Raw genomic sequence first — 24,495 nt, forward strand, 5'->3', positions numbered from 1 at the left:
AATAAGGACGCGCCATCCATGCTGGCCTCCAATCCAGCCAGATGGTTGAATCAGATTTCAGCCAATCTGGGTACCCATATTCCGATTCAGCCCAAAATCATCAGGCTCTAACATCCGCCAATGCCCGAATCATGTCACTACGGCTCATCCCCGCGCAGGCGGGGAACACTTGGCATGACGAATGGCTGGCAGATTCCACGCCGGCTCATCCCCGCGCAGGCGGGGAACACTCGTGCGTCCGGGCGAATGAACAGTGGGAAATCGGCTCATCCCCGCGCAGGCGGGGAACACCAAGCATGTGGAAAGCAGCCGGATGTTCCATGCCCCCGGAAATTATCGGGCTTTTACCGGGCCAGTCAGCCCACTGCATTGCGTGACTCCGTCAGCAGGTAGAAGGGTTTTTTATTATCAGGTCATTAACACAGAATATCCATCTGAGTGCAGGTACCAGGTTAACGAAACCGGGACATGCCGGACTTGTGGCGATTTTGTCGTTTTCAAAAGACAGCGGCACAAAAAGTCAGAAGTCAAATGCATCTGTAGTTTGTAAGTTTTTCTGATGCTCATCTGACGTTAGAAACGAAATTTGGCTCGCTGTCGCGTCAGGGCGGGGCAGTGGAAGGCCCGCTGTCGGATTGCGTGGCCAGAAAGGCGGTCACAGGGAAGCCAGACAGCGAGCGACTGGCATGGCGGATCATAAGACCTGCCCATGGGCGCCGGGCGCTATTAATGATTGTCTGATGCTGGATATTGGGTGTTGGGGAGCGGGACGGTGGATAGGTCGATGAGCGGTTTCATCGACAACTACATGTCCCACACAAAGCCGCTGACCCCACGGACGGCATCGGCGCCGTCACTGGTCGATCACCTCACTGCGACTCCGGAAAACCTCGGTCCATCTTCGATCGACGCGACACGCCCCTCTCCGTCGTCGCAGGAACTCGACGATGCTGCCAGGCTACCGCCGAATAGTTTGCAGGAGGCACTTACCCGCGGCGTGGCGCGGCTTCCCAAATCTGGCACCGATCCCATCCTGCATGTGAAGCGCGTCGGTTCAATAGCGTCGCCTTTGCCTGTTCCGGCAACTGCCGGAGAGGCGGGCACCGACGCTTGAGCCCACGTGAAAATCTTCCGGGGAGAATGACATAGCAGGTCCGAAACTCCTGCTGGAATATGTAAATTTTCTAATTAATGCGTCTGATCAAGGTTGGCTCTGGCGGGGGAAGAGACTGTCCGGTTTCGGCGGCAGAGTTAAAAAAGTGGACTATGCATCAGAGCCGGACCCAACAGAGCAGGCCGTCTTGACATGGCCTCATATATCCACAAACAAGGATATATGGATACAGAATCCGCGCTCTCGGCCCTCAACGCCCTGTCGCAGTCCACGCGGCTGGAGATCTTCCGCCTGCTGGTGCGCCACGAACCGGAAGGACTACCCGCCGGAGACGTCGCGCGGCACCTCGATGTCCCGCAGAACACCATATCGGCCCATCTCGCTACCCTGACGCGGGCTGGCCTGCTGATCTCGCAGCGCCACAGCCGGCTGATCGTCTATCGTGCTTGTCTTCCGCGCCTGCGCGACCTGATGCTTTTCCTCGTCAGGGACTGCTGTGCGGGCAGCCCCGAACTCTGCGCGCCCCTGATCGCGAACCTGTCCTCCTGCTGCCCGAGCCCGGACTCCTGCCCATGACCGTCACCATCTACCACAACCCAGCCTGCGGCACGTCGCGCAACGTGCTGGCACTGATCCGCAACAGCGGCGAGGAGCCCCGGATCATCGAATATCTGAAAACCCCACCGAGCCGAGCCGAACTGGTTGATCTGATCGCCCGTATGGGGGTTCCGGTGCGCGCGGTCCTGCGGGAAAAGGGCACGCCCTTTCACGAACTCGGCCTCGATAATCCGGCCCTGAGCGATGATACGCTGATCGACGCCATGATCGCACACCCGATCCTGATCAACCGGCCCATCGTTGTCACACCGCTTGGCGTGAAACTCTGCCGTCCCTCCGAGGTGGTTCTGGACATTCTACCCACGCCACAGAAGGGTGCTTTCGCCAGGGAGGACGGCGAGAAGATCGTGGATGAGGCCGGGAAACGGATCGTCTGATGCTGGCCCTTGCCATTTTCATTGCAACGCTGGTCTTCGTCATCTGGCAGCCTCGCGGCCTCGGTATCGGCTGGAGCGCTATGACCGGTGCCGCCGTGGCACTGGCGACGGGTGTGATCCACTGGCACGATATTCCGGTCGTCTGGCACATCGTCTGGGACGCCACCTTCACCTTTGTAGCGCTGATCATCATCTCGCTGCTTCTGGATGGGGCCGGGTTCTTCCATTGGGCGGCCCTGCATGTGGTGCGCTGGGGCAAAGGGCGAGGCCGGACGTTGTTTCCCCTGATCGTGCTGCTGGGAGCGGCCATAGCCGCGGTTTTCGCCAATGACGGCGCAGCCCTGCTGCTGACACCGATCGTTATTGCCATCCTCACACAACTCCGCCTGAACCATGGCGCGGCGCTGGCCTTCATCATCGCGACCGGCTTTGTCGCCGATACCACCAGCCTGCCGCTGGTGATTTCCAATCTGGTGAACATCGTCAGCGCGAATTTCTTCGGCATACCCTTTGACCGCTACGCCGCGATCATGGTCCCCGTCGATCTGGCCGCCCTTGGCGCGACACTTGCCGTGCTGTGGCTCTACTACCGGCGGCAGGTGCCCCAGACCTATCCCGTCACCGAACTGCCAGCACCCGCCACCGCCATTCGTGACCGCCTTGTGTTTCGCGCAGCTTTTCCGCTGCTGGCCCTGGTGCTGGCGGCTTATTTCCTGACCGCGCCGTTTCATATTCCGGTCTGTATCGTGGCTTGCCTGGCTGCCAGTACCCTGCTGGCAGTCGCCGGATATGGACGGGTCATTCCCATCCGCCGGGTGCTCCGGGGCGCGCCGTGGCAGATCGTGATCTTCTCGCTGGGGATGTATCTGGTGGTCTACGGGCTGCGCAATGCCGGGCTGACCGATCACCTTGCGGCGGCACTGGTCTGGCTTGGCCATCAGGGGCCGTTCATCGCCACGATCGGCACCGGCTTTCTGGCGGCGGTCCTGTCGTCGGTTATGAACAACATGCCCAGCGTTCTGATCGGCGCGCTCGCGATCCAGCAGGCGCACGACATTACGCCTCTGACCCGCGAATTGATGGTTTACGCCAACGTCATTGGCTGTGACCTCGGGCCGAAATTCACGCCGATCGGTAGTCTCGCAACACTGTTGTGGCTGCATGTGCTGGCGTCCAGGAACCATCGGGTCACTTGGGGGCAATACATGAAGGTGGGTCTGGTGATCACACCGCCCGTCCTGCTGGTAACACTTGCCGCACTGGCCCTGTGGCTGCCCCTGACCAGCCATCCCTGACACCACCGAAGGATCTGACGGAACCATGTCCAGGCCGGAAATGCCTGCCCTGCACCCGGAGTATCTCGAACGGGTCGATCTCGCACAACTGGAACCGCAACCACGGGTTGACCAGACAAGCTGTTCAAGTCAGATGAACAGAATGAGGACCTGTTGGGAACTGGCTTTTTTTAAAGTCTCTGGATGTGCTTCAAAACCGGTATGGATCGCTTTGTACTGACGGGTGCCCGGTGGGCGAAGATAGAACCGCTGTGCCCTGGAAAGAAGACGGATCGCGGGGGCAACGGGAAGGATAACCGACTCTTCATTGAGGCTGTCTTGTGGATAGCCCTTACAGGCAGTCCATGGCGGGACTACCGACGTATTCCGGGCACTGGAACTCGGTTTACCCGCGCTACAGCGACTGAACAAAATCCGGGGGTTTTCCAGAAGATTTTCGAGGCTGTCTCTGATGATGCTGACATGGAATATGCCATGATCGACGACACGGTGATCCGGGTTCACCGCCATGGCCAGGGAGGGGGAAACTTCTCTCCCGGTTCGGAACGACGGCCTCTGCCACGCCCCTTCCCTGAACGTCTCTGCTCGCCTCACGAACGGGACGAAGAAGCCCACGGCAGCATGCGTCCGAGGACTTTGTCTTTCAGGACGAACTGGTGAAAAAGGGCCGCCGCGCCATGGCCTGTCGCAAGGCCGACAATCAGCCATGCGTTCCAGTGATGCAGCCCCTGAATCCACCCGAGCACCGCTGTTGGAAAATGGCCGAACGGAGAGGAGAACAGGAGGCCGAAAAAACTCATCGTCTGTCCGGCGCCCCATCGCCAGAGATAGCCCAGCACGATTTCCGCCACGAGCAGCACGTAGAGTGTGTATTCCACACCAAGGGCGAACATCCGGTCTCCAGGCCGCAGGAGGTCCGACAGGTGTCGCCCTTTTGTCACGCGCCAGACAATACGAAACGCCATGGTTGCTGTCAGCAGGATACCGGCGGTCAGATGCGCCACGACCATCAGATGATGGACGGGTTTTGACGGCCAGCCCCAGGTTTCGCCAAGAGCGAACTGAAACAGCACCAGAAAGGCTGTCGTCCAGTGAAGGATGATTGTCGGCCTGTCGTAGCGCAGGGTATCGGTGATGTCCGGCACTGGATAGGGCATGCGTGTCCTGACAAAAATGAAGTCTGAATACTGCCTGGTATCATGCTTTCCTGACAGGACGCTGAACAGAACAGATTTTTTAAAATATAAATAACATTGAAAATAACTCGCAATATCAGAATAAAAATACCTGTTGTGGCGGGATGCTGCAGCTTCTAATCCTGAGCTTTACTGATCCGGAGCCACAGGTCGTCTTATGTCGCGTCTTCACCCCCAAACCGAACGCCATGCCGTCGAGAAACTGGGATGGCTGCGCGCGGCCGTCCTCGGAGCCAATGATGGAACCCTTTCGACCGGCAGCCTCATTGTCGGGGTCGCCAGTTCCCACGCGGCACACAGCAGCATTCTCATCGCGGGGCTGTCCGCACTTGTCGCCGGAGCCCTCTCGATGGCGGCCGGCGAATATGTTTCGGTCAGTTCCCAGGCGGATTCAGAGCGGGCGGATATCGCCCGCGAAAAACAGGAACTTGCCACGGACTGGGACGGGGAAGTTACCGAACTGGCCGGGATCTACCAGGAAAGAGGTCTGGATAAAGATCTTTCACACAAGGTTGCTGTCGCCCTCATGAAGCATGATGCACTGGGCGCGCATGCACGAGATGAACTGGGCCTTTCCGAGGCCACCGCAGCACGCCCTGTACAGGCGGCGTTCGCCTCGGCAACGGCCTTTTCGTCTGGCGCTATATTACCCGTCATGGCGGCTGTTCTGACGCCTGTGACCTGGGTTTCGTGGAGCGTTTCCCTCATCTCGGTCATCACTCTCGCCATTCTGGGCGTTGTCGGCGCCGTGGCTGGCGGAGCACAGCCCCTGCGTCCCGCATTGCGGGTGACGTTCTGGGGCGTCATCGCCATGATCGTCACGAGCGGGATCGGTCATCTGTTCGGCGTGTGACACTTGCTCAGATGCCCTGCTCGCTGGCCCGTATTGTATAAAATCCTGTGGAGACCAAATGTTTTCAGGGGATCTTTCTGCCGAAAGTCATAGCAGATCACATACGCTGAGCGCATGACGCTCCTCTGCACGCAGCATCCCGTGCGTCGGTAGAAAAGACAGCTTAACCCACTCCGTCTGGCTTTCAGCCAGCAAAAACAGATCACTTACAGCCCCCCTGTGAGCCTGTGAATCACCGATCGCCGCTTAGTTCAATGAATGAACACGTTCTGAGCCTGGTGACCCCGACGTCTGTTCTGGGCGGCGTTCAGGAAGCTGTCAGGTTCACCTTGTATGCTGAAGATCCTGCCGCGGCTCATTCACGCGACGATACAGAAAGCCGACTGAATTTCATGTGTGCTCGTCATGTCGATTATCTGGTCGTCAACCGCGCCCCGGAATGGGCAGGGATCCATTTCCCTGAAAACCGTACGCTCTATATCGCTCTCACCCTGGTCACCATTTGCTTTTTTTCGAGCCTTATTTCAAAGGCCAGAAGTCAGAGCCTCACATTCTCTCAGGGGGTGGAAGCGGCCTGGTCCATCGATCCGGCCCGGGCCGAACTGAATACGAACTATCGTTCGGCATCGGCTCGGGCCGAGGCTGCCGGCTCCTGGTTTGCGGGCGGCCCGATTGTATCGGGTCAGTATTTCGACGATCACGCCATAGGCAGCAATGAGGGTTACACAACCTACGAAGGCAGCGTCTCCGTTCCGCTCTGGTTGCCCGGACAGGGAAGTGCCACCGTCAAAGCCGCGAAGGCCGAAGCATTGACGGTGCAGCAACGGCTGCATGTGCAACGGATGGTCGTCGCCATGAAGGTCCTGGACACTTCCGCCGGCGTGCTGATGGCCCGGCGACGCCTTGGTATTGCTCATGCGCTGAGAGAGGCACTTGAGAAAATCATATCGTCTGTCCACCATGGCACCCTGTCTGGCGAGACGACCCTGGCTGACGAGCAGGCTGTCTCCGCCGAACTGGCGAATGCATCCAGTGAATATTCACTGGCGGCCGAGCAGGTTGAAACGGCGACATCGGCGCTTCGCATCGTGCTGGGCCGTCCTGGGGTCCCGGAAATCCTCTCCTGCGATGAGCCGGCTGTAGCGCGTGCAACGCTGATTTCCGGCAGGATTCTCGAAGACAACGATCCGCGTGTGAGGGCCGCACAGCAGGCCGTCCGCGCTGCGGAAGAGGGCATGCGTCTGGCGCGGGCTTCATTCATGCCCAATCCGGAAGTCGGTGTCGCTGCGATTCATGAGAAACAATATGGGAGTCCATGGGATGATCGGGTGGGCGTTACAGTGTCCGTTCCGCTGCCCAGCGATGTCCGCGATGTCCCGATGGAGGCCGAGGCCAGAAACAGACTGGCGGCGGCTACGAGCCAGGAGCAGCAGGCACGCCGCAGCGTGCGCCAGGAACTGTCACAGGTTTTTGCCCGCCTGACAGCCGCAAAGGACACATTCAGAAATTCAGTGTCGTCTGCTGACGACATGAACAATCGCGCAAATGAGATGGCCCGGTCGTGGCAGGCCGGTGAGACATCCCTGATCGAGCTTCTGCGTGCCAGAGCTGCCGCATACAGCGCGCTGCAGAGGCGCAATCAGGTGGAGATCGCCTGGCATGTCGCAATCATCCGGACATTAATCGCAGCGGGAGAATTCCAGTGAGTTTCAGAATAGTCGTCATCGGACGCCAGAGGTGGCTTCTGGCGCTGTTCTGCCTCTCCGGAGCGCTCATACAGCCCGCATTCGCGGCAGACAACGAACAGATCATCACGATGGGAGCGGCGGCGCAGGCTAATGCCAGACTGGTGATCTCGGTGGTGCGGCATGGCATGCTCGGGGAAAATCTCGACGCAATGGGCACCGTCATGTCTGAGGAGAGCCGTATCGTTCGCATTCATCCTGCGGGATCAGGAAAAGTTCTGAATATAGCGGTTGTTCCTGGACAGCATGTCCGCAAGGGCGAGGTTCTTCTCACGTATCAGGATCACTCCCTGCATCTGGTCCGCCTTGAGATGACAAAGGCGCAGTCTGCGCTGTCGACGGCACAGGCGACATATCAGAATGCTGCCGCAGCCTATAGCCGGGGCCGTGAACTGGAAGGGACAACGGTTGCAGCCGGAGAAACCAGACGCCGTCTGGCTGTATTCAAAGCGGCAAGGGACGATATTATGGCCCGGCAGGCTGATGTCGATACGCTGAAACATCAGCTTGAAGAAGAGTACAACTCCGTGACGGAATCAGACAAGGGGCAGATCAGCCCCGCAGATGAGACATCCGCCATCATCTCGCCGACCACGGGTGAGGTGCAGAGCGTGCTTGTCGGTGTCGCGGACGATATCTCGCCCGCGACGGAGCTGGTGGCTCTGGCCGACATGTCATCGGTCTGGATCGTCTCAGATATTCTGCCCCAGGATGCCACCCAGGTTGTCGAAGGTGGCGAGCAGACAACGGAACTTCCGGCAGATGGCGCAATGACGTTGCTGACATCGAAGATAACGTCAGTCGGCGATCTGGCGGACCCCGCGACCGGCCTTATTCGTGTCATCAGCCGCGCATCCAACCCGGGTGGCCATCTTCACCCGGGCATGTTTCTCAATACGCATCTGCCAACCCGTAAACAGACAGAGGGCATCATCGTGCCGGGAGGCGCGGTCACGGATATTGACGGCGTCAGCACCATCTTTCTGCCCGTCGGCCCGGATCGTTTCCGCCCGCAGGAGGTTCGTGTCGGTGCCGAAAGCGCGGGACAGAAGGTCATCGTCTCCGGTCTCGCGGTGGGCGACAGGGTTGTGACGCATGGTGCGTTCGCCCTGAAGGCCATCATGCAAATCTCCGATCTGCCCGACGGAGACTGACGCCGCGATGCGTGCCTTTCTTTCTGCCCTTCAGCTTCGACGCTGGCTCGTCATCGGCGTGCTCTGCCTGATCTTCGTCGCCGGGTGCCTGCTGGTGCGCGGCCTGCCCGTCGAGGCGGTGCCCGACATCTCGCCGCAGCAGGTGCTCGTCTCCGTGGTGGCGCCGGGGCTTGCCACAGAGGAGGTCGAGCGGCTGATCACCTTTCCGATCGAGACCAGCATGGCGGGCCTCCCCGACATGACCGATCTGCGGTCGGTGTCGCGGTCCGGGGTTTCGGTCGTGTATGTCCAGTTCGCCGACGACACGGACATCAATCTCGATCGTACCCGCGTCGAGGAGCGGATCCGGCAGGCCAGAGCCCTGATCTCCGTGCCGGGCGTGAGCGTGAATATCGGGCCGCTGACAACGGGTCTGGGCGAGATCATGCAGCTGCAGATCAAGGGGGACGGCTATTCCCTCATGGATCTGAACCGCCTGATGACGTGGACGGTCGCACCGCAACTGAAACTGGTGCCCGGGGTGGTGGACGTCAACGTGAACGGGGGCGCGGAGGAGACGTTCCAGGTCGCCCTCGACCAGGGCCGCCTTCTGGCGCTGGGCGTTTCGGTCGACGATGTCTTCCGGGCCGTGGACGGCAACAATTCCGCGTCGGGCGGCGGCTGGATCGAGCATGACGAGGAGCAGCAGATCGTCGTCGGACGCGGGCTGATCGGCTCGCTCGACGATTTCGGTTCCATTCCCGTACGGACGAACGTCAACGGGTCCGCCATTTTCCTGCGGGATGTGGGTCGGATCTCGATGGGGCCGAGAACACGCCTGGGCGCCGTGACGCGGGACGGTCAGGGAGAGATCGTCATTGGTGTGGTCATGATGCGCATGGGCGCGAGTTCCGATGCGACGCTGGCAGCCATCAATGCGGCGTTGCCCGGTATCCGCCAGTCCCTGCCCAAAGGCGTGACGCTCGACCCCTATTACGTGCGCTCGACGCTGACGGACAGCACCATCGCAACGGTGAAGGAAAATCTCGTCCTCGGCGCGGTCCTTGTGCTCGGCGTGCTGATCGTGGTGATCGGCGACTGGCGGGCCTCGCTGGTCATCGCCTCCGTCATTCCTTTCGCCCTTGTCTGCGCCATGACGGGAATGCGCGCATTCGGGATTTCCGCCAACCTGCTGAGCCTGGGCGCCATTGATTTCGGCATGATCGTCGACAGCTCGCTCGTCGTGGTGGAAAATCTCATGACCCATCGCGCGCGCGATCGCGCCAGTGGCCAGAACACGACGCTGACCACGCTCGCGGTGTCCTCGGCAGCGGAAGTGCTCAGGCCCGTGAGCTTCGGCATTCTCGTCATCGTCATGGTCTATCTGCCGATCCTGACCCTGCAGGCCATCGAAGGCAAAATGTTTCGCCCCATGGCGCAGACGGTCATCATGGCTCTCCTCGCCTCGCTCTTTTACTGCGTCGTCGGCGTGCCTGTCATCGCGGCGCTGGTGATGAAATCGAACGGTCGCCATAATGATACGCGGCTGGTCGCCGCCCTTCGTCGCGTCTATGGCCCGATGCTGGCCTGGTGTGAAGCCCGACCGCGCACCCTCTTCGGCACGACGATTGCGATCTTCGGCCTTTCCATCTGGATGGGTCTGCATCTGGGCGGCGAGTTCATCCCCTCTCTCGGCGAGGGCGCTCTGACGGTGACGACGACGCGCCTGCCGGGGATCTCGCTCTCGGAGGCCGTGAAGGAGGTCTCCCTGCAGGAACGCATCCTGCGCCGGTTTCCGGAAGTGACCAGTGTCGTGAGCAACACGGGCACGTCGGCAATCCCGACCGATCCGATGGGCGTCAACGAGACCGACAGCTTCATTTTCCTCAAGCCGCCGTCGCAATGGATCACCGCGCGCACGCAGGAAGGTCTTGTCACGGCGATGAGCCGGGTAATAAGCGATGAGTTGCCGGGCGTGCAACAATCATGGAGCCAGCCCGTGCAGATGCGGATGGATGATCTGCTGTCCGGCGTGCGCACACAGATCGCTGTTTCGATCTATGGCGATGACCTCGCCACGCTGACACGCCTTGGGGACAGGGTGGCCGGTATCATGAAAGCCATTCCCGGCGCGGCGGATGTGGCGCCGCAGGGTGCCGGGAGCATCTCTTTCATCCACATCGACATCGACCGCAGGCAGGCCGCTCGTCTTGGGGTCTCGCAGCAGGAACTTCTGAATGTGGTGGAGGCTGTCGGCGGCCATATCGGGCGGCCCGTTACGGTCAACAATGCGCTGATCAGCACGCAGATCCGCTATGATCCCGCGCAGGCCGGGACACGGGATCAGATCGCCCGCCTGAGGATCCGCCGCGCCGACGGTCGGGGGGCTGTCCTTCTTTCGGAGGTAGCGAAGGTTACGGTTCAGAACGGTCCGCCCCGCATCAGTCGGGACGCTATCCGTCGCCGTCTGATTGTCCAGGCGAACGTGCGCGGGCGCGATCTCAGCTCTTTCGTGACGGAAGCGCAAAGAGCGGTCAGTAAAAAGGTCAGCCTGCCCGCGGGCTATCGCATGGTCTGGGCGGGTCAGTTCCAGAATCTGCGTTCAGCCATGGCTCGTCTGGAACTTGTTGTGCCGGTCGCCCTGATGCTGATTTTTGCCCTGCTGATTCTTGCGCTGAACTCCGTCTGGCTGGCGGGGCTTGTTTTCATCAATCTGCCTGTCGCCGCAACAGGCGGTATTCTTGCTCTGTTTCTTCGTGGCCTGCCGTTCAGCGTCTCCGCCGGGATTGGCTTTATCGCCCTGTTCGGCGTGGCCGTTCTGAACGGTGTGGTGCTTGTCACTGCGATCCGGTCTCTGCGTCTGGCAGGGCGGAGCGCTGCCCGGGCGGCCTTTGAGGCGGCGGAAGAGCGTTTCCGGCCTGTCATGGCCACTGCTCTGGTGGCCAGTCTGGGCTTCATCCCCATGGCCGTTTCGACAAGCGCCGGCGCCGAGGTCGAGCGGCCGCTGGCCACTGTTGTGATCGGCGGGCTGATCTCCTCGACACTTCTGACTCTGCTTGTGTTGCCGTCACTGTATGCTCGCATCATGAAAAATCGTGAATCATGAAAATCCTGATCATCGAAGATGAACCAGCTCTTGGTTCAGCCGTCAGGGATCGTGTCCGTCAGGCTGGTCATGTTGCCGACTGGTTCAGAACTCTGACTGACGGGCGGGCCGCCCTGAAAGCATCCGCTTACGATTTTCTTCTGCTCGATCTCGGGCTTCCGGACGGTAATGGCCGGGATCTTCTGCGCGAGATCCGGCGGAATCGTTCGTCTCTGGCGGTCCTGATCACAACCGCTCAGGACCAGATCAGCGACAGGATTGCGGGTCTGTCAGAGGGAGCGGACGATTATATCGTCAAGCCTTATGATCTCGATGAGCTTGTGGCCCGTATCGAAGCCGTTTCCAGACGATACACCGCATTGCCGGATAATATTGTGGTCATTGATGATGTGGAGATTGATCTTTCTCGGCGACAGCTCGGACGTGACGGGCAGACCATCGATCTTTCCGCGCGCGAATGGGCCATCGTCGAACTTCTCGCCCGCCGTCCGGGAGCATTGTGCAGCCGTGAGCAGATCGAAGACGCCCTTTATGGCCTCAGCGACGATGTGGAGAGCAATGCCATTGAAGTCTTTATCAGCAGGATACGGAAGAAAACCGGACCTGGCCTGATCGTGACGGTCCGGGGCAGAGGTTACAGCCTTGCAGGAAGTTCATCCCGATGAAGCGCTGGAGCCTGGCGTCCCGCATCGTGTCCGGGACACTGATCATCGTGCTCGGCGCGCTGGTGCTCCTCAGTATCCTCGTCGCGGCCTTTACCCGCTATGAAGTCACGGAGCGTCTCGACAACTCGCTGCAGGAAGTGGCCGAGCGCCTGGAGTTCGTCATCAGTGAACTGGGGAGAACCGGTCAGGGGAGCGCCACGCCAGGTGGTCAGGTCGCACGCCTGCCCGGTGTGAACCGGCGCACGCTGGCCTATCAGATTGCTTCAACGGACGGTCGGCTTGAGGTCCGGTCGCAGAATGCACCAGAGACGCTGTTTGTTCCCCGGCTGAAAATGGGATTTTACAATGTGCCGTCGTTCCGGGTGTATATTGTCCCTTCCGTATCCGGTCGCCATTACATTCTGGTGGGTGAGCCGGCCTTTCACAGAAATGAAGCGGTCAGACGAGCCATCCTGATTTCAGTTCTGCCAATGGTGATATTTTTCCCGGCAATCTGGGTTCTGGTACGCTGGCGTGTCCGTCGCGCGATGCGCCCGCTCACAAGCCTTCAGCATGAAATCAGAAGCAGAGGCGGCGCCAATCTGGCCCCAATCCCGCCGCTGGACCTGCCCGAAGAGCTTGTGTCGATCCACTCAGCCGTCAACCTTCTGCTGGAACGCCTGAAAATGGCGCTTTCGACCGAACGTGCCTTTGCCGCGAATGCCGCGCATGAGCTGCGAAATCCCGTAGGCGCACTTCTGGCACAGGTGCAGGTTCTCAGAAATCTGCTTCAGCGTTCAGAATATGAAGAGCGCGCGACGACCATCATGCACCAGGCCCGCAGGATTGGCCGGATGATGGAAAAACTTCTTCAGCTATCACGAGTAACGTCGGGAATCGCTCTTACGGGGAATATGTTTGATCTGGTGCCTGTTGTCCGGTTTCTGGCACGGGAGCTTGAGCGGGAAAAAGACCAGACCATTGACCTTTCAGGAGTCCCTCATCTCATGATTCGGGGTGACATGGATGTCGCAGGGATCCTGTTTCGTAATCTTCTGGAAAATGCCGTTCTTCATGGTTCTTCCCTGCAGCCGGTACGCGTGGTTATCACAGAAGAAGCTGAAATTCTGATCTTCAATGACTGTGATCCACTCACATCGGAGATTTTGCAGGATATGGAAAAGCCTTTCGTGAGAGGCAAAACAGACGCTGAAGGAAGCGGCCTGGGGCTTGCGATAGTGCGGCAGGTCTCTCTTCAACTTCAGGCTGACATCACGATAACCTCCCCTGTTCCTGGAAAAACAAGGGGTATTGTCGTTATCGTTCATTTCCCGTCCGGCGATACCGAAGCCGACGCAAGTTTTAAAGGAATCAAATCAACATGGTTCATCACCTCCTCATGAATCTGTATTGACGGGACAGCAGGCCCTCAGCGAATAGCAGCATCAGGTTATTGAGTTATGATTCCGGGATCGGAGAGCGGTGGTTGATGGTTTTCACTGACATTTCTCCGCTCCGTCCCTGAATCAGAGCAGCGCTTCCTGTGCTCTGATTGACTATGAGGTTGTGCTGATCCTCTCGAGGAAGAGAAAGCGGCGCATGTTGCAGATGATATTGGCCAGGCCGATCCTCATGGTGGACCGTCTGATCCCGACGGTACGAATGAACAGCCTCGTCTGTGCCTTCTGATCGGCAAAGACATGTTCGACGCGGGAGCGGATTACCGATTTCCCTGCATTTTTGACCGATACGCCGTGTCAGCCCGGACATCAGACGCGGTATTGCTTCGATCCGGCAATCCTTTACGCAGTCTGGCCCCATCGCTGGCCGCAGCATCCGTGGTCTTCCATTTGCGGATCAGCCTGAATTTCCGATCGATGGAAATATGCGACTTATAACCAAAGAACGGGATAGCGAGGTCGGTAGGGGGTAGTCCCGTCATCCGGCCGTTTCGCTTTCGTGAATTTCAGCATCCAGCGGACATGTCGGTCCTTGTGCGACAGCTTTGCCGGTTTGTCTTTCCATTCCTTCGGGATCCGGCCAGCCCGAAGGTCCGCTTTCTCTCCGTTGGTATTGCGCTGCTTTGGGGCCGCCACCAAGGGTGCATCCAGGATCTGGCCTGACATCGGGAGGCAGCCAGAACTGCGCAGGGTGGCGTCAAAGCGACTGAACAAGCCGTGCATCAACGTCAAAGAAACCGGGCTGTCTCATTCCATCGTCCCCCAATCCAGGCACGAGAAATGGAATCACAGAGAAACACTCATAACCAGTGGGTTTTTCGAACCCTCCAGGTCTGCGGGAACGCGAAACCTGAGATACCAGGTGTGATGTCTTCGGAGCATGTAGGGAGCAGGCAAATCCGGCGTCCCGTATGTAACACAGAGATGGAGGGTTCTAAAAACCCTCCTTTTTCGATCACAGCAGAGTCATAACTCATTGATATTGCGCATTACACAAAAGCTTGGATAGGGGTTTTTCGAACCCTCCAGATGTGACACACAGTGGGAACTCAGGATTTTATGGCAATAATATCAGTCACTTAGAGCGACTGGCGTCCCATAGGGGATTCGAACCCCTGTTGCTGACCTGGCAGAGCTGCAGCACAGAGCCATCAGACCATTGTGCCGACTGAGCCGCCATCGACACGGAGCACGGTGCCGGTTGTGAAGGTAGCGGTTTCTGAAACGAGCCAGGCGATGGCGTCCGCGACTTCTTCGGGGCGGCCACGGCGTTTTACGGTCATCATCGGGCGCTCTTTTTCGATGAAGGTTCTGACGGCTGTGTCGATATCGACGCCGTCGCGTTTCGCGCGTTTTTCCATCATGGCGTCGGTCATCGGGGTTTCGATGAAGGCCGGGGAGACGCAGTTTACGGTGATTCCGTCGGGGCCGTAGGTGCTGGACAGGCCTTTTGAGAGGCTGAGCAGCGCGGCTTTCGAGGCGCAGTAAGGCAGTTCATCGATATAGGGCTGGACGGCGTCTTCGGAGGCGATGAAGACCACCCTGCCCCACTTTTTACGGCGCATGGCGGGAATGAAGGCCTGCGCCACGCGAAGGGCGGTCAGAAAATTGACGTCGAGCACTTTGCGCCAGTCTTCTTCGTTCAGGTCATGAAAGAAGCCGGTCGGGCCTGTGATCCCGGCGGCTGAGACGACGATATCCGGGTCTCCCATTTCGGTGCTGACTGTCTGTTGCAGGGCGTCGACCTGTGTGGAATCGGTGAGATCGGCGGGGAAGCCTCTGACATCGCCGGATTTACGCAGTGTTTCGACGGCGGCATCAAGGGCGTCCGGCTCCATGTCGCTGAGCGCTACACGCGCACCTTCCTGCAGGAGGCGTTGCGCTGTCCTGAAGCCGATTCCTGAATCTCCGCCAGTGACGAGGGCAAGGCGGCCTTTGAGTCCGAGGTCCATGAGGCTCTCCTGTCTTGTATTGCGTACCTTCGCACTTCAACAGGCTAACCCGGTGATGGTTCAGTCGACACGGGCAGACCAGTTATGACGTGGGCTGATCTGCCGGGTTCAGGTCCGGTTCTGGTCTGGCGGGGCTGAATTTTTCAGGCTGGCGGACACGCCGAGGATGCCGGAGAGGCTGGCTGCGACATCGCTTGGTACGATGATTGTGCTGTTGTTTCGGGCGATGTCTCCGAGGAGGTTCATCTGCCGGATCTGCATGGCGCCGGAGGTGTTTGTGTAGAGAGCGGCGGCTTTTACGATCTGTTCGGCGATCTGGACTTCGGCTCCCGCCAGAGTGACGCGGGCCTGACGTTCGCGCACGGCCTGTTCCTGGGCGCTCATGGCATTCTGAAGCGTTGCGGGGATGAGGATATCTTTGATTTCGACCCGTTCGATTTCGACGCCCCATTCATTTGTCTTGTCCGCGAGGCTGTCTTTCAGGGCGCGGTCGCAGGCTTCGCGGTCGTTGAGCAGTTCGGTCATGTCACGGGAGCCGGCGAGTTCGCGCAGGGTGGTCTGGGCGATTCCGTAGACGGCGTTCTGATAGTTTCCGACTTCCAGCACGGCGTTGCGGGCGTTGGTGACGCGGAGGAAGACGATGGCGTCGATGTCGAGCGGGACCATGTTGCGGGAGAGGATTTTCTCGGCGGTGATGGTCTGGGTTTGCAGGCGGGTATCGACCTTTGCGTAGGCTGAACGGAGGAACGGAAAGGTAAAATAGAAACCACTTCCGATGGTGCGGTGATATTTTCCGAGGCTGAGCAGGACAGTCTGCTCAAATTCGTTGTTGAATCCGATCAGTTTTACGATTCCAACAACAAGGAAAGCGATCAGACCGATGAAAACCGACGTGAAAACGGCCATCACAGAAAATTCCCGGACAAGGAGGTGAGAGACAGGGCGTGACACTGGCGGCGGGCGGAGGGAAAGTTAGTGTTCATCGGAAGTGCTGCCGGTGATGATGGACTGGATTTCCAGAACGACGTCTTCCGGCGCGACGCCACGGGTCCGTGCTTTGCTGACGGTTTCTTCAGCGATTTCACGGGATATAAGTTCCCGTTTTCTGAGATTGCCGGACTGATCGGGCAGCGGGTCGATTACGAACGTTCCGCGTCCGCGCTGGATGTCGAGCAGGCCTTCCCGGGCAAGCAGGTGGATTGCTTTGATGACCGGATCGCTGTTGACGGCGAGGAAGAGGCTGAGTTTGCGGATGGTGGGTAGCTGGCTGCCGGGGGCGAGCGTGCCGGTTGCGACCAGGCTGCGGAGCTGGTTCGCGATCTGGATGTAGAGTGGCTCGCCGGTGCTGGCGAGGGTGATGGTCGGGAAGTCCATCGGGGCGGATCCGCCTGTGTAATGGTGTTACGGCACACCAGAACAGAGTTGAAAGAGCGGCGTCAATGAAAAATGGTTCCGGCGAAACGTGATCCGGGCGGGGCTGACGGACCGGCGTGCGGGGAATGCTGACCGGGCAGGAGTTCGGGCTATTGACGGCGTGGCGGGCGGGGGTGGAACTGATGCCCTGTTGTTTGAAAGGTCCTGGGCGGATGAACATGCTTCGAAGCGGTTTTTTGTGTCTTTTGGCGGGTGCTGCATGGCCGGCGATGGCGGCTGAGCCTGTTCTGGTCATTCATGGCGGCGCCGGGGTGGTGAAAAGCGATCTGACGCCGGAGCGGGAAAAAGCGGTGCGGTCAGGTCTCGAACGGGCGCTTCGGGCGGGGTATGCGCGGCTGAAGGCGGGGAAGCCTGCGGTGGATGCGGTTGAGGCGGCGGTCAGGGTTCTGGAGGACGATCCGGATTTCAATGCGGCGCGTGGGGCGGTGTTCACGCATGACGGGCAGAATGAGCTGGATGCGGCGATCATGGACGGAGCGACGCTGAAGGCGGGTGCTGTTGCGGGGGTGCGACATGTGCGCAATCCGGTGGAGCTGGCGCGGGCGGTGATGGATCATTCGCCGCATGTGTTTCTGATTGGCGACGGGGCGGAGGCGTTTGCGAAGGAACAGGGAATTACGCTGGTGGAAGCGTCATATTTCCGGACAGACCGGCGGTGGCGACAGCTTCAGGAGGCGCTGGAGAAGGACCGGCTGAAGCAGGCGAAGGAAGCGGACACGCATCACGGCACGGTGGGGGCTGTGGCGCTGGACCGGGACGGGCATCTGGCGGCGGCGACCTCGACGGGCGGGCTGACGGACAAGCTGTGGGGTCGTGTTGGCGATTCACCGTTGATTGGCGCGGGGACGTACGCGAACGGGGGCTGTGCGATGTCGGGGACCGGTTGGGGTGAGTATTACATTCGCACTGTGGCGGCGCATGAAATCTGCATGCGGGTGACGATGATGCATCAGCCGCTGGCGGAGGCGGCTGATGAGGTGATCAATCACGAGATTCCGAAACTTGGCGGGGATGGCGGCGCTATTCTGGTGGATGGTGCCGGGAATATTGCGATGCCGTTTAATACGGACGGGATGTATCGGGGGTGGGTTGGTCGCGACGGGGTGGCGCATGTGGCGATTCTGAAAGGGGAGTGAGCCGGTTTCGGGCTCACGAATAAAGCAGGACTTTTTCGCGACGTTTCACGAAGGCATCGAGATCGTTTTTCCAGGAGGCTATGATTTTTTCCGGGGTGAGCGCGGCATCGAGTTGCTGGCGGACGGTGTCCGTGCCGGATAGCTGATCGAAGGGCACGCCGTTGTTACGCCAGAATGGCGCCGTCGACAGCGCGCGCGCTGTGCTCAGCATCACGATCCCTGTCAGAACCGGATCGAAAACCGACCGGTCTGTGACAACCATGTTGATGCCATGTATTTTCATGCCGCGATCGACCGAGGCTGTCGGCGAGAACCATGTTTCACGGAACAGCACGCCGGGCAGGTTTACTGCACGCAGATCCTGAACCCAGCGTGTGGCATCGACCTCGGGGCCGCCGAGTGAGAGGAAGGGCTGGGCTGTGCCGCGTCCGACAGACAGGACCGTGCCCTCGAACAGGCAGGTTCCGGGATAGGTTATGGCGGTTTCGAGCGTTGGCATGTTTGGGCTTGGCGCCACCCATGGGAGTGCGGTTTCGTCGAAGAACAGGGGCCTGGTCCAGCCCTGCATGTGGATGACGGTGAGGTCCGCTTTGTGCGGGTGGATGAAATGAGCGTTAAAATATAAGGCGAGTTCTCCGATTGTCATACCATGTCGGAGTGCGATCGGCGCTCTTCCCACGAAAGAGGAGAACGCCGGACTGAGGACCGGGCCGGAAGGATGCAGGCCGGTGATCGGGTTGGGTCGATCCAGGACCAGCACCGGGATTTTCAGACGCGCGCAGGACTGCATGATGTCGTGAAGCGTCCAGATATAGGTGTAGAATCGCGCGCCGATGTCCTGGATATCGAACAGGAGCAGATCGATTCCGGCGGATGACAGGACGGTATCGAGTCTGCTTCCTGAAAGCGCGTAGATGTCGAAGACTGTGACGCCTGTTCGTGAATCTGTTGTGCGGGCTTCGGACGATCCGGCTTCGGCTGAGCCGCGAAAGCCATGTTCCGGACCGAAAATTGCTGTCAGGCGGACATCCGGTGCCTCATGCAGGAGATCGGCGATGTGAATGAGGGATGTATCGACGCTGCTCGGATTGGCAACGAGGCCGACTTTTTTTCCTGCCAGTCTGCTCCAGTTTTCTGAACGCAGAATGTCGAGCCCGGTTTTCACATGGGCGGATGACGGGCAGGCGGGAGTATCGGCCCGTGCCGGAAGGGCGCTGCCGAGGAGGCCGGCGCCTGCGCATAGAAATGCTGCGCGACGGGAAATGGTCATTTCTGATCCTTCTGACATTCCGAACATGACTGAAGCCATACCGCACTCTCTACGTCAGGGGCGAGCCTGCATCGAAGACTCGCAACGACGCTCCGATCTCACCACAATACCTTATAAATACCAATATAAGATTATATCGTCTGATCTTTATCATTCTTAGAAAATTCAATATAATACCTTGATATATAACATTATATTTTACTATCACGTTTTGATGATCTTTTTTGCTGAAATATGACAAAGACATTTGGATCTATTTTGGTATTTTTTCCTTTCGAAATAAAAACAATTACGGTATGGGGCATATCAGCACGGAGAGTCTCCTGCCACCCAACAACAAGGGAGCCAGAAAAATGACTTCCAGAATTCAAAATGTCTTTATTTTTAGCATAGCTTTCTGCGCAACAGGCTCAGCGATAGCAGCCGTGCCGGAAAAGCATCCACACAAAGTCACGCCACAAAAAACGGCACCGTTACGTGATGCCAGCCATCAGGCGGCGGAAAATGTCGTCGTTATTGCGGGCATGGCCACAGCCAATGGCGTAACCAATACAACACCAGGCGGCGGTCTTATGCCGCCTCAGACGGATGCCCGGGCGCAGAGCGGGATCACCCGCGATTATATTGCCAAACAGGCTCCGACCAGCAATGTTCAGTCTCTTATAGCGGCATTACCGGGCGTTGTTGCGGCCCGTTCCGACCCGCTTGGCATCACGGGAGACAGTCTCTCGATCCGTGGGTTCAATGAGCGGGAAACGGGTTATCTCTTTGAAGGAATCCCGGTCGCCGATCCGCTTGCGTATTCACCTTACACAAACATCATTGTTGATTCCGAGAACATGGGGGGCGTCACGCTCACCCAGGGGGCTGCTGACATCAGCGCGCCGCTGTATAATGCCATTGGTGCGCAGATCGCGATCCGGGCCATTGATCCCGCCAGACATTTTGGCGGTTATGTGGAGGCCTCGGGCGGCACACGGGGGGCGAACAAGGATTTCATCAGGCTGAACACCGGTGAGATCGGCCATACCGGCGTTTCAGGCTTTGCCTCGTTCTCTTATACGCGGGATGACAGCTGGCACGGACCGGGTGGGCTGCGCCGGTATCACACCGATGCTGAACTTGTAAAATCCTGGGGCACGGGCAGCAATGCGAAGATCTGGTTCAGTTATAATAACTCGATGTGGAATCCGTTCCGCGTTCCGACCATGGCCCAGTGGCAGACCTATGGGCGCGGGCTCAACCTGTCCTCGACATACACGCCGGGGAATACGCTGTATTACAAGCTGAACTATTCAGCGACAAACGCACTCATCCTCGGTGCGCCGATCAATTTTCATCTTGCGAAAGGTCTTGATCTCCACCTGACTCCTTACTTCACGGACTTCTTCGGACCGAGCCGGAGCGGGCAGAATATCAGCAACGACAACAGCAATTACGGCACGACATCGGCGGGCCCGCTCAATCTGCCTTATGCGACCAATGGTATTGTCACGACTCAGGCGGTCGATCCGTGGATCCAGCTGACCGGGGGGCTCTCCACCTGGCTCGGGTGGAAATATAAGACCAACACGTTCAAAATCGGCTACTGGTATGCCTATACAAATCACACGGAGCGGCAGAGTTTCACTCCCGTCGATTATGAAGGAAACTCCGCCAATAATGCCGGCCGGTATGCGATTGTCATGCAGAACGGGCGCGTCCTGTCTGGGTATGACGACACCATCAGACAGCAGACGAATTCGATCTTCATTTCGGATAATCTGAAGCTTCTCAATGACAAACTGAATCTGAGCGCTGGTCTGAAGACAACAATGGTCTCACGCTGGGCGACCGATCTTGTGACGGGTGCGACGCCTTATCGGAGCGCACGAAATTATTTCGCGCCGATGCCGCAATTTTCAGCGAGCTATCAGATCGACAAGAAAAATCAGATCTACATTGATGGAACAACGGCTTTTCGTGCTCCGGCCGGATCATTCGTGCAGATTTTCAGTCCCTCGAGCAAGGTTCCGATCACCCAGCCGGGGACGCTGAAGGCGCAGTATTCCATTGGTGAGGAAATCGGTTATCGCCATACCGGTCTGTGGAATGTTTCCCTCGCGCTGTTTAATTACAACATGACGCATCGCCAGGTGACATCATCGGCTTATATTCCGGGCACGACAAATCTGGTGTCTTCGTCTCTGGATGCCGGCGGCCAGACGTCACGCGGGGTTCAGGTTGAAGTTGGTCTGCGTCCCTGGCATCACTTCAGTCCTTATCTGTCGGGTCAGTATCTCCATGCGACGATCGACAACAATTATCAGGTTGGGTCCGACTATCTTCCGACAAAAGGGAAAACGGCGGTTCTGAGTCCAAAATTCACCGGCACAATCGGTTTGCAATATGATGACGGGTTTCTGTTCGGAAATGTTAATATTCATTATGTAGACAGTCAGTATTCCACATTCATGAATGATCAGGCGATCCATTCTTATGTGACGTCCGACATGACTCTTGGCATGCGCTTCCGCAATGTCGGCTTTGCCAAACATCCTCAGATTCAGCTAAATCTGATCAATATTGGCGACAACAACTATCTTTCCGGGATTTCCGGATTTGGCGGGGCTGCCAAAGCAACGAAAGGTATATACGGCACGACGATTGCCGCATCGACACCGACTTATGTGATCGGGGGTGGTTTCGCGGCGCTCGTTTCCATCGGCGCAGGGTTCTGAAAGCGGGCCGGACTTAATTCTCTTTGCCTTTTCCGGAGTGGACCGACCTTTCATGGTTTCCCTGAATCATGAAAGGCCGCTCTGATACCAGAGGTTGTGAAGACTGATCTGTGGATGAGAGTATCCGGGCTCAGCCCGGACCCGGCAGGGGCCGCAGGCCCCTGCACCCCGGTCTGCTGATCATAAAACGGTTTGTAAAGGCGAACCTTTGCCGGGTTCCAGGGCAGAGCTCTGCCAGTCCTGCGCCTGCCAGTCTTACACAGGTCAAAGGCCAGACTCTCCAGTATAATACCAGATATTGTGATGATTGACCTTTGACAGATCTGCCCCGGCGAAGGTCGCAGAGCTTTGCAAACCATTTAATCGGGGTGAAGGGGCCTGAAAAATCTTCGGACAGATCAAAGGCAGGCTCCTTTGGTCTGAGAGGCTCATTCTTCGCTCAGGAGCGACGCGAAATCGCCTGCCTGCTGACGTATTTCCGGAATGGCTGTCGTTTCAAACAGGCTGCCGGCACGTAGCGGGCCGATCGCATAGAGAAGATTGGAGACATTGCCACTGGCATTGATGAGTGCGCCTTTTGCGTCTGTTGCCAAAGCGACGCCGGATTCGTCCGGTTTTGCGAGGCCTGTTTTGAAGAGGCTGTTCAGGACGGGGCTTTGAACGCGCTTATAATTCGTGTCCGGTCCGGAACAGTTCATGACCAGAGCGGCCTGGATTGAATCGGTTCCTTCCCGGACACGAACTTTTACGGACAGACTGTTTTCGCTGTCTTCGATCGCATAGACGTTACCCTTGCGCACGATGAGCCGGCCTCTGGCGAGGTCCTCCGTTACGGAATGGGCGACCTGCGGTGCCATCCGATGGCGGGACGTATTCCAGAGATGCAGAAGATGGCGACGGAAGCGCTGCTTTTCCTGAGACGGGAGGCGTGCCCAGAGGTGGTTGCTCACGCCGCGGAGACTGTCGACGCCTGCGCGCCAGGACTGACCACTGGCGAGGGCCTGGCGAAATGCTTTCAGATACGCGAGAGCTGACGGGGGTGTTTCGGGTGGGATGACGCTTTCCCGGACGGATTCGGCCGGCCCGTGACTGCTGCTGAGCAGACCGTGGCGGGAGATCATGATGACGGTGCCCTGATATCCGTCGGATCGCAGGCGCAGCAGCGCGTCGACGGCTGTCAGGCCAGTGCCGATGAGAACCACGGGGGCGTGCGTTTCAGGAAGACCAGGCCATTGGTCCCAGATGTTCCTGATATACCGGCCATCACGACGCACTGTCTCGCTGATCTGCGGGACGTCCACAGGCAGGAAATGTCCGGTTGCGAGGATGACCTTGCCGGTGATCAGAGTCTGGTCGTCGGATACAGGGTGTTTTTCAAAGTCTCCAGGATTATCCTGCTCCGGGGCATTGCCCTGAGCCCCATAAAAGGGCGTGGCGTCTTTGGTCCCCTTTAATTCAACAGGGTGCCGGAGGCTCTGCCTTCTTCCGGGAAACGGCAAGGCACCCCGCGAATCATGCGCATCCTGTAAAGCCTCTGATTTTGAAAGATACTTTAAGGTCAGGCAGACAGTTTTATCGTCAACTGTGATCTGTCTGACGGAAGCGTGGCAGTGCCGGATGCCGGTTTCTTCAAATCGTTCTGTCAGATATTCGCCCCAGAGCCTTCGCGGCGCGAATGCGGACGGATCAGCCGGGAAGTCTGTTTTTTCCTGAAGCCAGGACACGAAATCATCAGGCTTGTCTGGAAAAACGCTGATGTTGCCGGCGCGCACATTCAGGAGGTGAGCAGGGTTCTGTGTGGAATATGCGATCCCGCGACCGATCTGAGCGCGTGGCTCGACGACGAGGATTTCTGTCGGCGCGATCCATTGCGCCAGTTGCAGTGCGGCCAGGGCGCCGCTTGCCCCGCCACCGACAATCACGATTTTCACTTTCAAACTCAGGTTACTCCTCGGGGTCTGGCCTTTGACCTGTGTGAAACTGGCTGGGGTGTGAGATTGACGGGGCTCTGCCCTGGAACCCGGAAGGAAGCATCGGGCGAAGGCGTGCTGCGCACGATGGCCCTTTCATCCTGATCTGTTAAGCAAAAACCGGATTCCACAGGGCTGCGACCTTTGGCGGGATGCGGGGCGGAGTCCCGGGGCTCTCTTTCCGTGTATCCGCCTCAATGCTGGTTGCCATGCCTCATCAGGAGAGCGGCCCTGGCAATGCTGACAAGGCTACGCTGGAAATCGGTTCCATCTTTCTGTAGTCAGATTTTATCCTGATACAACGCAGGAAAAATCCGGATCAGGGATGTTATCCGGTTTTTTGTATCGGAGGCCGGCGCTTCGGTTTTGTCACGGAGAGGCAGTCTGCCGTGTTTCTGTCCGGCCAGCGTATGGCGAGTGAGTGATGAGCGCCTGTTTCACGTAAATTCAGTGATGCAGGCAGTAGTTTTAT

The 24,495-nt window shown here is 58.4% G+C and carries 19 protein-coding genes and 2 pseudogenes; 14 read left to right on the forward strand and 7 right to left on the reverse strand.

What is annotated here, in order from left to right; all coding sequences use genetic code 11:
• Positions 1 to 784: 784 nt before the first annotated feature.
• From GOB85_RS04235 to GOB85_RS19760, 6 genes and pseudogenes are all read left to right on the forward strand, one after another.
• The gene (locus GOB85_RS04235) at positions 785 to 1,114 is read left to right on the forward strand and encodes a hypothetical protein (RefSeq protein WP_173576494.1); all 330 of its coding nucleotides are present in this window, start codon (positions 785 to 787) and stop codon (positions 1,112 to 1,114) included.
• 222 nt (positions 1,115 to 1,336) lie between these two features.
• A complete protein-coding gene (locus GOB85_RS04240; RefSeq protein ID WP_173576493.1) occupies positions 1,337 to 1,690 on the forward strand; it encodes an ArsR/SmtB family transcription factor in 354 nt (117 codons plus the stop codon).
• Positions 1,687 to 2,109: an arsenate reductase (glutaredoxin) gene (gene arsC, locus GOB85_RS04245; RefSeq protein ID WP_173576492.1), complete on the forward strand. Its 423-nt coding sequence runs from the start codon at positions 1,687 to 1,689 to the stop codon at positions 2,107 to 2,109. The genes GOB85_RS04240 and arsC overlap by 4 nt, the downstream gene beginning before the upstream one ends.
• A complete protein-coding gene (locus GOB85_RS04250) occupies positions 2,109 to 3,404 on the forward strand; it encodes an arsenic transporter (RefSeq protein ID WP_277875843.1) in 1,296 nt (431 codons plus the stop codon). The genes arsC and GOB85_RS04250 overlap by 1 nt, the downstream gene beginning before the upstream one ends.
• Before the next feature lie 25 nt (positions 3,405 to 3,429).
• A pseudogene (locus tag GOB85_RS19170) lies at positions 3,430 to 3,516 on the forward strand (arsenical resistance protein ArsH); the annotation flags it as partial.
• A gap of 89 nt (positions 3,517 to 3,605) precedes the next feature.
• Positions 3,606 to 4,064, forward strand: a complete 459-nt coding sequence (locus tag GOB85_RS19760; protein WP_173576491.1) for a transposase — start codon at positions 3,606 to 3,608, stop codon at positions 4,062 to 4,064.
• On the opposite strand, the gene GOB85_RS04260 is transcribed toward GOB85_RS19760, so the two are convergent.
• A complete protein-coding gene (locus tag GOB85_RS04260) occupies positions 3,995 to 4,561 on the reverse strand; it encodes a cytochrome b (protein ID WP_173576490.1) in 567 nt (188 codons plus the stop codon). The two genes, GOB85_RS19760 and GOB85_RS04260, sit on opposite strands and share 70 nt — an antisense overlap.
• A 196-nt stretch (positions 4,562 to 4,757) precedes the next feature.
• On the opposite strand from GOB85_RS04260, the gene GOB85_RS04265 reads away from it, so the two are divergent.
• The 6 genes from GOB85_RS04265 to GOB85_RS04290 all read left to right on the forward strand — a co-directional run bounded on the left by GOB85_RS04265 (position 4,758) and on the right by GOB85_RS04290 (position 13,484).
• Positions 4,758 to 5,453, forward strand: coding sequence for a VIT1/CCC1 transporter family protein (locus GOB85_RS04265; protein ID WP_173576489.1), 696 nt, complete (start codon positions 4,758 to 4,760; stop codon positions 5,451 to 5,453).
• Between the two features lie 254 nt (positions 5,454 to 5,707).
• Positions 5,708 to 7,159 carry a TolC family protein gene (locus GOB85_RS04270; RefSeq protein ID WP_242011289.1) on the forward strand — a complete coding sequence of 484 codons (1,452 nt, stop codon included), beginning with the start codon at positions 5,708 to 5,710 and terminating at the stop codon, positions 7,157 to 7,159.
• Entirely contained in the window at positions 7,156 to 8,352 is a 1,197-nt protein-coding gene (locus tag GOB85_RS04275; RefSeq protein WP_338421650.1) for an efflux RND transporter periplasmic adaptor subunit, read from the forward strand. Before GOB85_RS04270 ends, GOB85_RS04275 begins: the two co-directional genes overlap by 4 nt.
• Before the next feature lie 7 nt (positions 8,353 to 8,359).
• The gene (locus tag GOB85_RS04280; protein ID WP_173576488.1) at positions 8,360 to 11,437 is read left to right on the forward strand and encodes an efflux RND transporter permease subunit; all 3,078 of its coding nucleotides are present in this window, start codon (positions 8,360 to 8,362) and stop codon (positions 11,435 to 11,437) included.
• Positions 11,434 to 12,102, forward strand: a complete 669-nt coding sequence (locus tag GOB85_RS04285) for a response regulator transcription factor (RefSeq protein WP_173576487.1) — start codon at positions 11,434 to 11,436, stop codon at positions 12,100 to 12,102. The genes GOB85_RS04280 and GOB85_RS04285 overlap by 4 nt, the downstream gene beginning before the upstream one ends.
• Positions 12,099 to 13,484 (forward strand): sensor histidine kinase, encoded by a 1,386-nt coding sequence (locus tag GOB85_RS04290; RefSeq protein ID WP_173576486.1) that lies wholly within the window; start codon positions 12,099 to 12,101, stop codon positions 13,482 to 13,484. Before GOB85_RS04285 ends, GOB85_RS04290 begins: the two co-directional genes overlap by 4 nt.
• Positions 13,485 to 13,637: 153 nt before the next feature.
• Here GOB85_RS04290 and GOB85_RS04295 read toward each other — a convergent pair.
• From GOB85_RS04295 to GOB85_RS04310, 4 genes and pseudogenes are all read right to left on the reverse strand, one after another.
• Positions 13,638 to 14,258 (reverse strand): annotated as a pseudogene (locus tag GOB85_RS04295) (IS5/IS1182 family transposase); the annotation flags it as partial.
• Positions 14,259 to 14,692: 434 nt separating this feature from the next.
• Complete coding sequence (locus tag GOB85_RS04300; protein ID WP_173576485.1) at positions 14,693 to 15,493, reverse strand: SDR family NAD(P)-dependent oxidoreductase; 801 nt, start codon at positions 15,491 to 15,493, stop codon at positions 14,693 to 14,695.
• A 108-nt stretch (positions 15,494 to 15,601) separates the two neighbouring features.
• Positions 15,602 to 16,399, reverse strand: a complete 798-nt coding sequence (locus GOB85_RS04305) for an SPFH domain-containing protein (RefSeq protein WP_173576484.1) — start codon at positions 16,397 to 16,399, stop codon at positions 15,602 to 15,604.
• A 66-nt stretch (positions 16,400 to 16,465) separates the two neighbouring features.
• The gene (locus GOB85_RS04310) at positions 16,466 to 16,867 is read right to left on the reverse strand and encodes a GntR family transcriptional regulator (protein WP_173576483.1); all 402 of its coding nucleotides are present in this window, start codon (positions 16,865 to 16,867) and stop codon (positions 16,466 to 16,468) included.
• Positions 16,868 to 17,136: 269 nt separating this feature from the next.
• Here GOB85_RS04310 and GOB85_RS04315 point away from each other — a divergent pair, with 269 nt between their 5' ends.
• On the forward strand, positions 17,137 to 18,063 hold the full coding sequence (locus tag GOB85_RS04315) for an isoaspartyl peptidase/L-asparaginase family protein (protein ID WP_242011290.1): 927 nt from the start codon (positions 17,137 to 17,139) through the stop codon (positions 18,061 to 18,063).
• A 13-nt stretch (positions 18,064 to 18,076) separates the two neighbouring features.
• On the opposite strand, the gene GOB85_RS04320 is transcribed toward GOB85_RS04315, so the two are convergent.
• On the reverse strand, positions 18,077 to 19,333 hold the full coding sequence (locus tag GOB85_RS04320; RefSeq protein WP_173576481.1) for an exo-beta-N-acetylmuramidase NamZ family protein: 1,257 nt from the start codon (positions 19,331 to 19,333) through the stop codon (positions 18,077 to 18,079).
• 353 nt (positions 19,334 to 19,686) lie between these two features.
• Between GOB85_RS04320 and GOB85_RS04325 the strand changes: the two genes are divergently transcribed.
• Positions 19,687 to 22,053, forward strand: a complete 2,367-nt coding sequence (locus GOB85_RS04325; RefSeq protein WP_173576480.1) for a TonB-dependent receptor — start codon at positions 19,687 to 19,689, stop codon at positions 22,051 to 22,053.
• A gap of 428 nt (positions 22,054 to 22,481) precedes the next feature.
• Here GOB85_RS04325 and GOB85_RS04330 read toward each other — a convergent pair whose 3' ends face one another.
• A complete protein-coding gene (locus GOB85_RS04330; RefSeq protein WP_338421654.1) occupies positions 22,482 to 23,984 on the reverse strand; it encodes an FAD/NAD(P)-binding protein in 1,503 nt (500 codons plus the stop codon).
• Positions 23,985 to 24,495 lie beyond the last annotated feature (511 nt).

The organism is Acetobacter fallax (genome assembly GCF_011516735.1).
Classification (GTDB): Bacteria; Pseudomonadota; Alphaproteobacteria; order Acetobacterales; family Acetobacteraceae; genus Acetobacter; species Acetobacter fallax.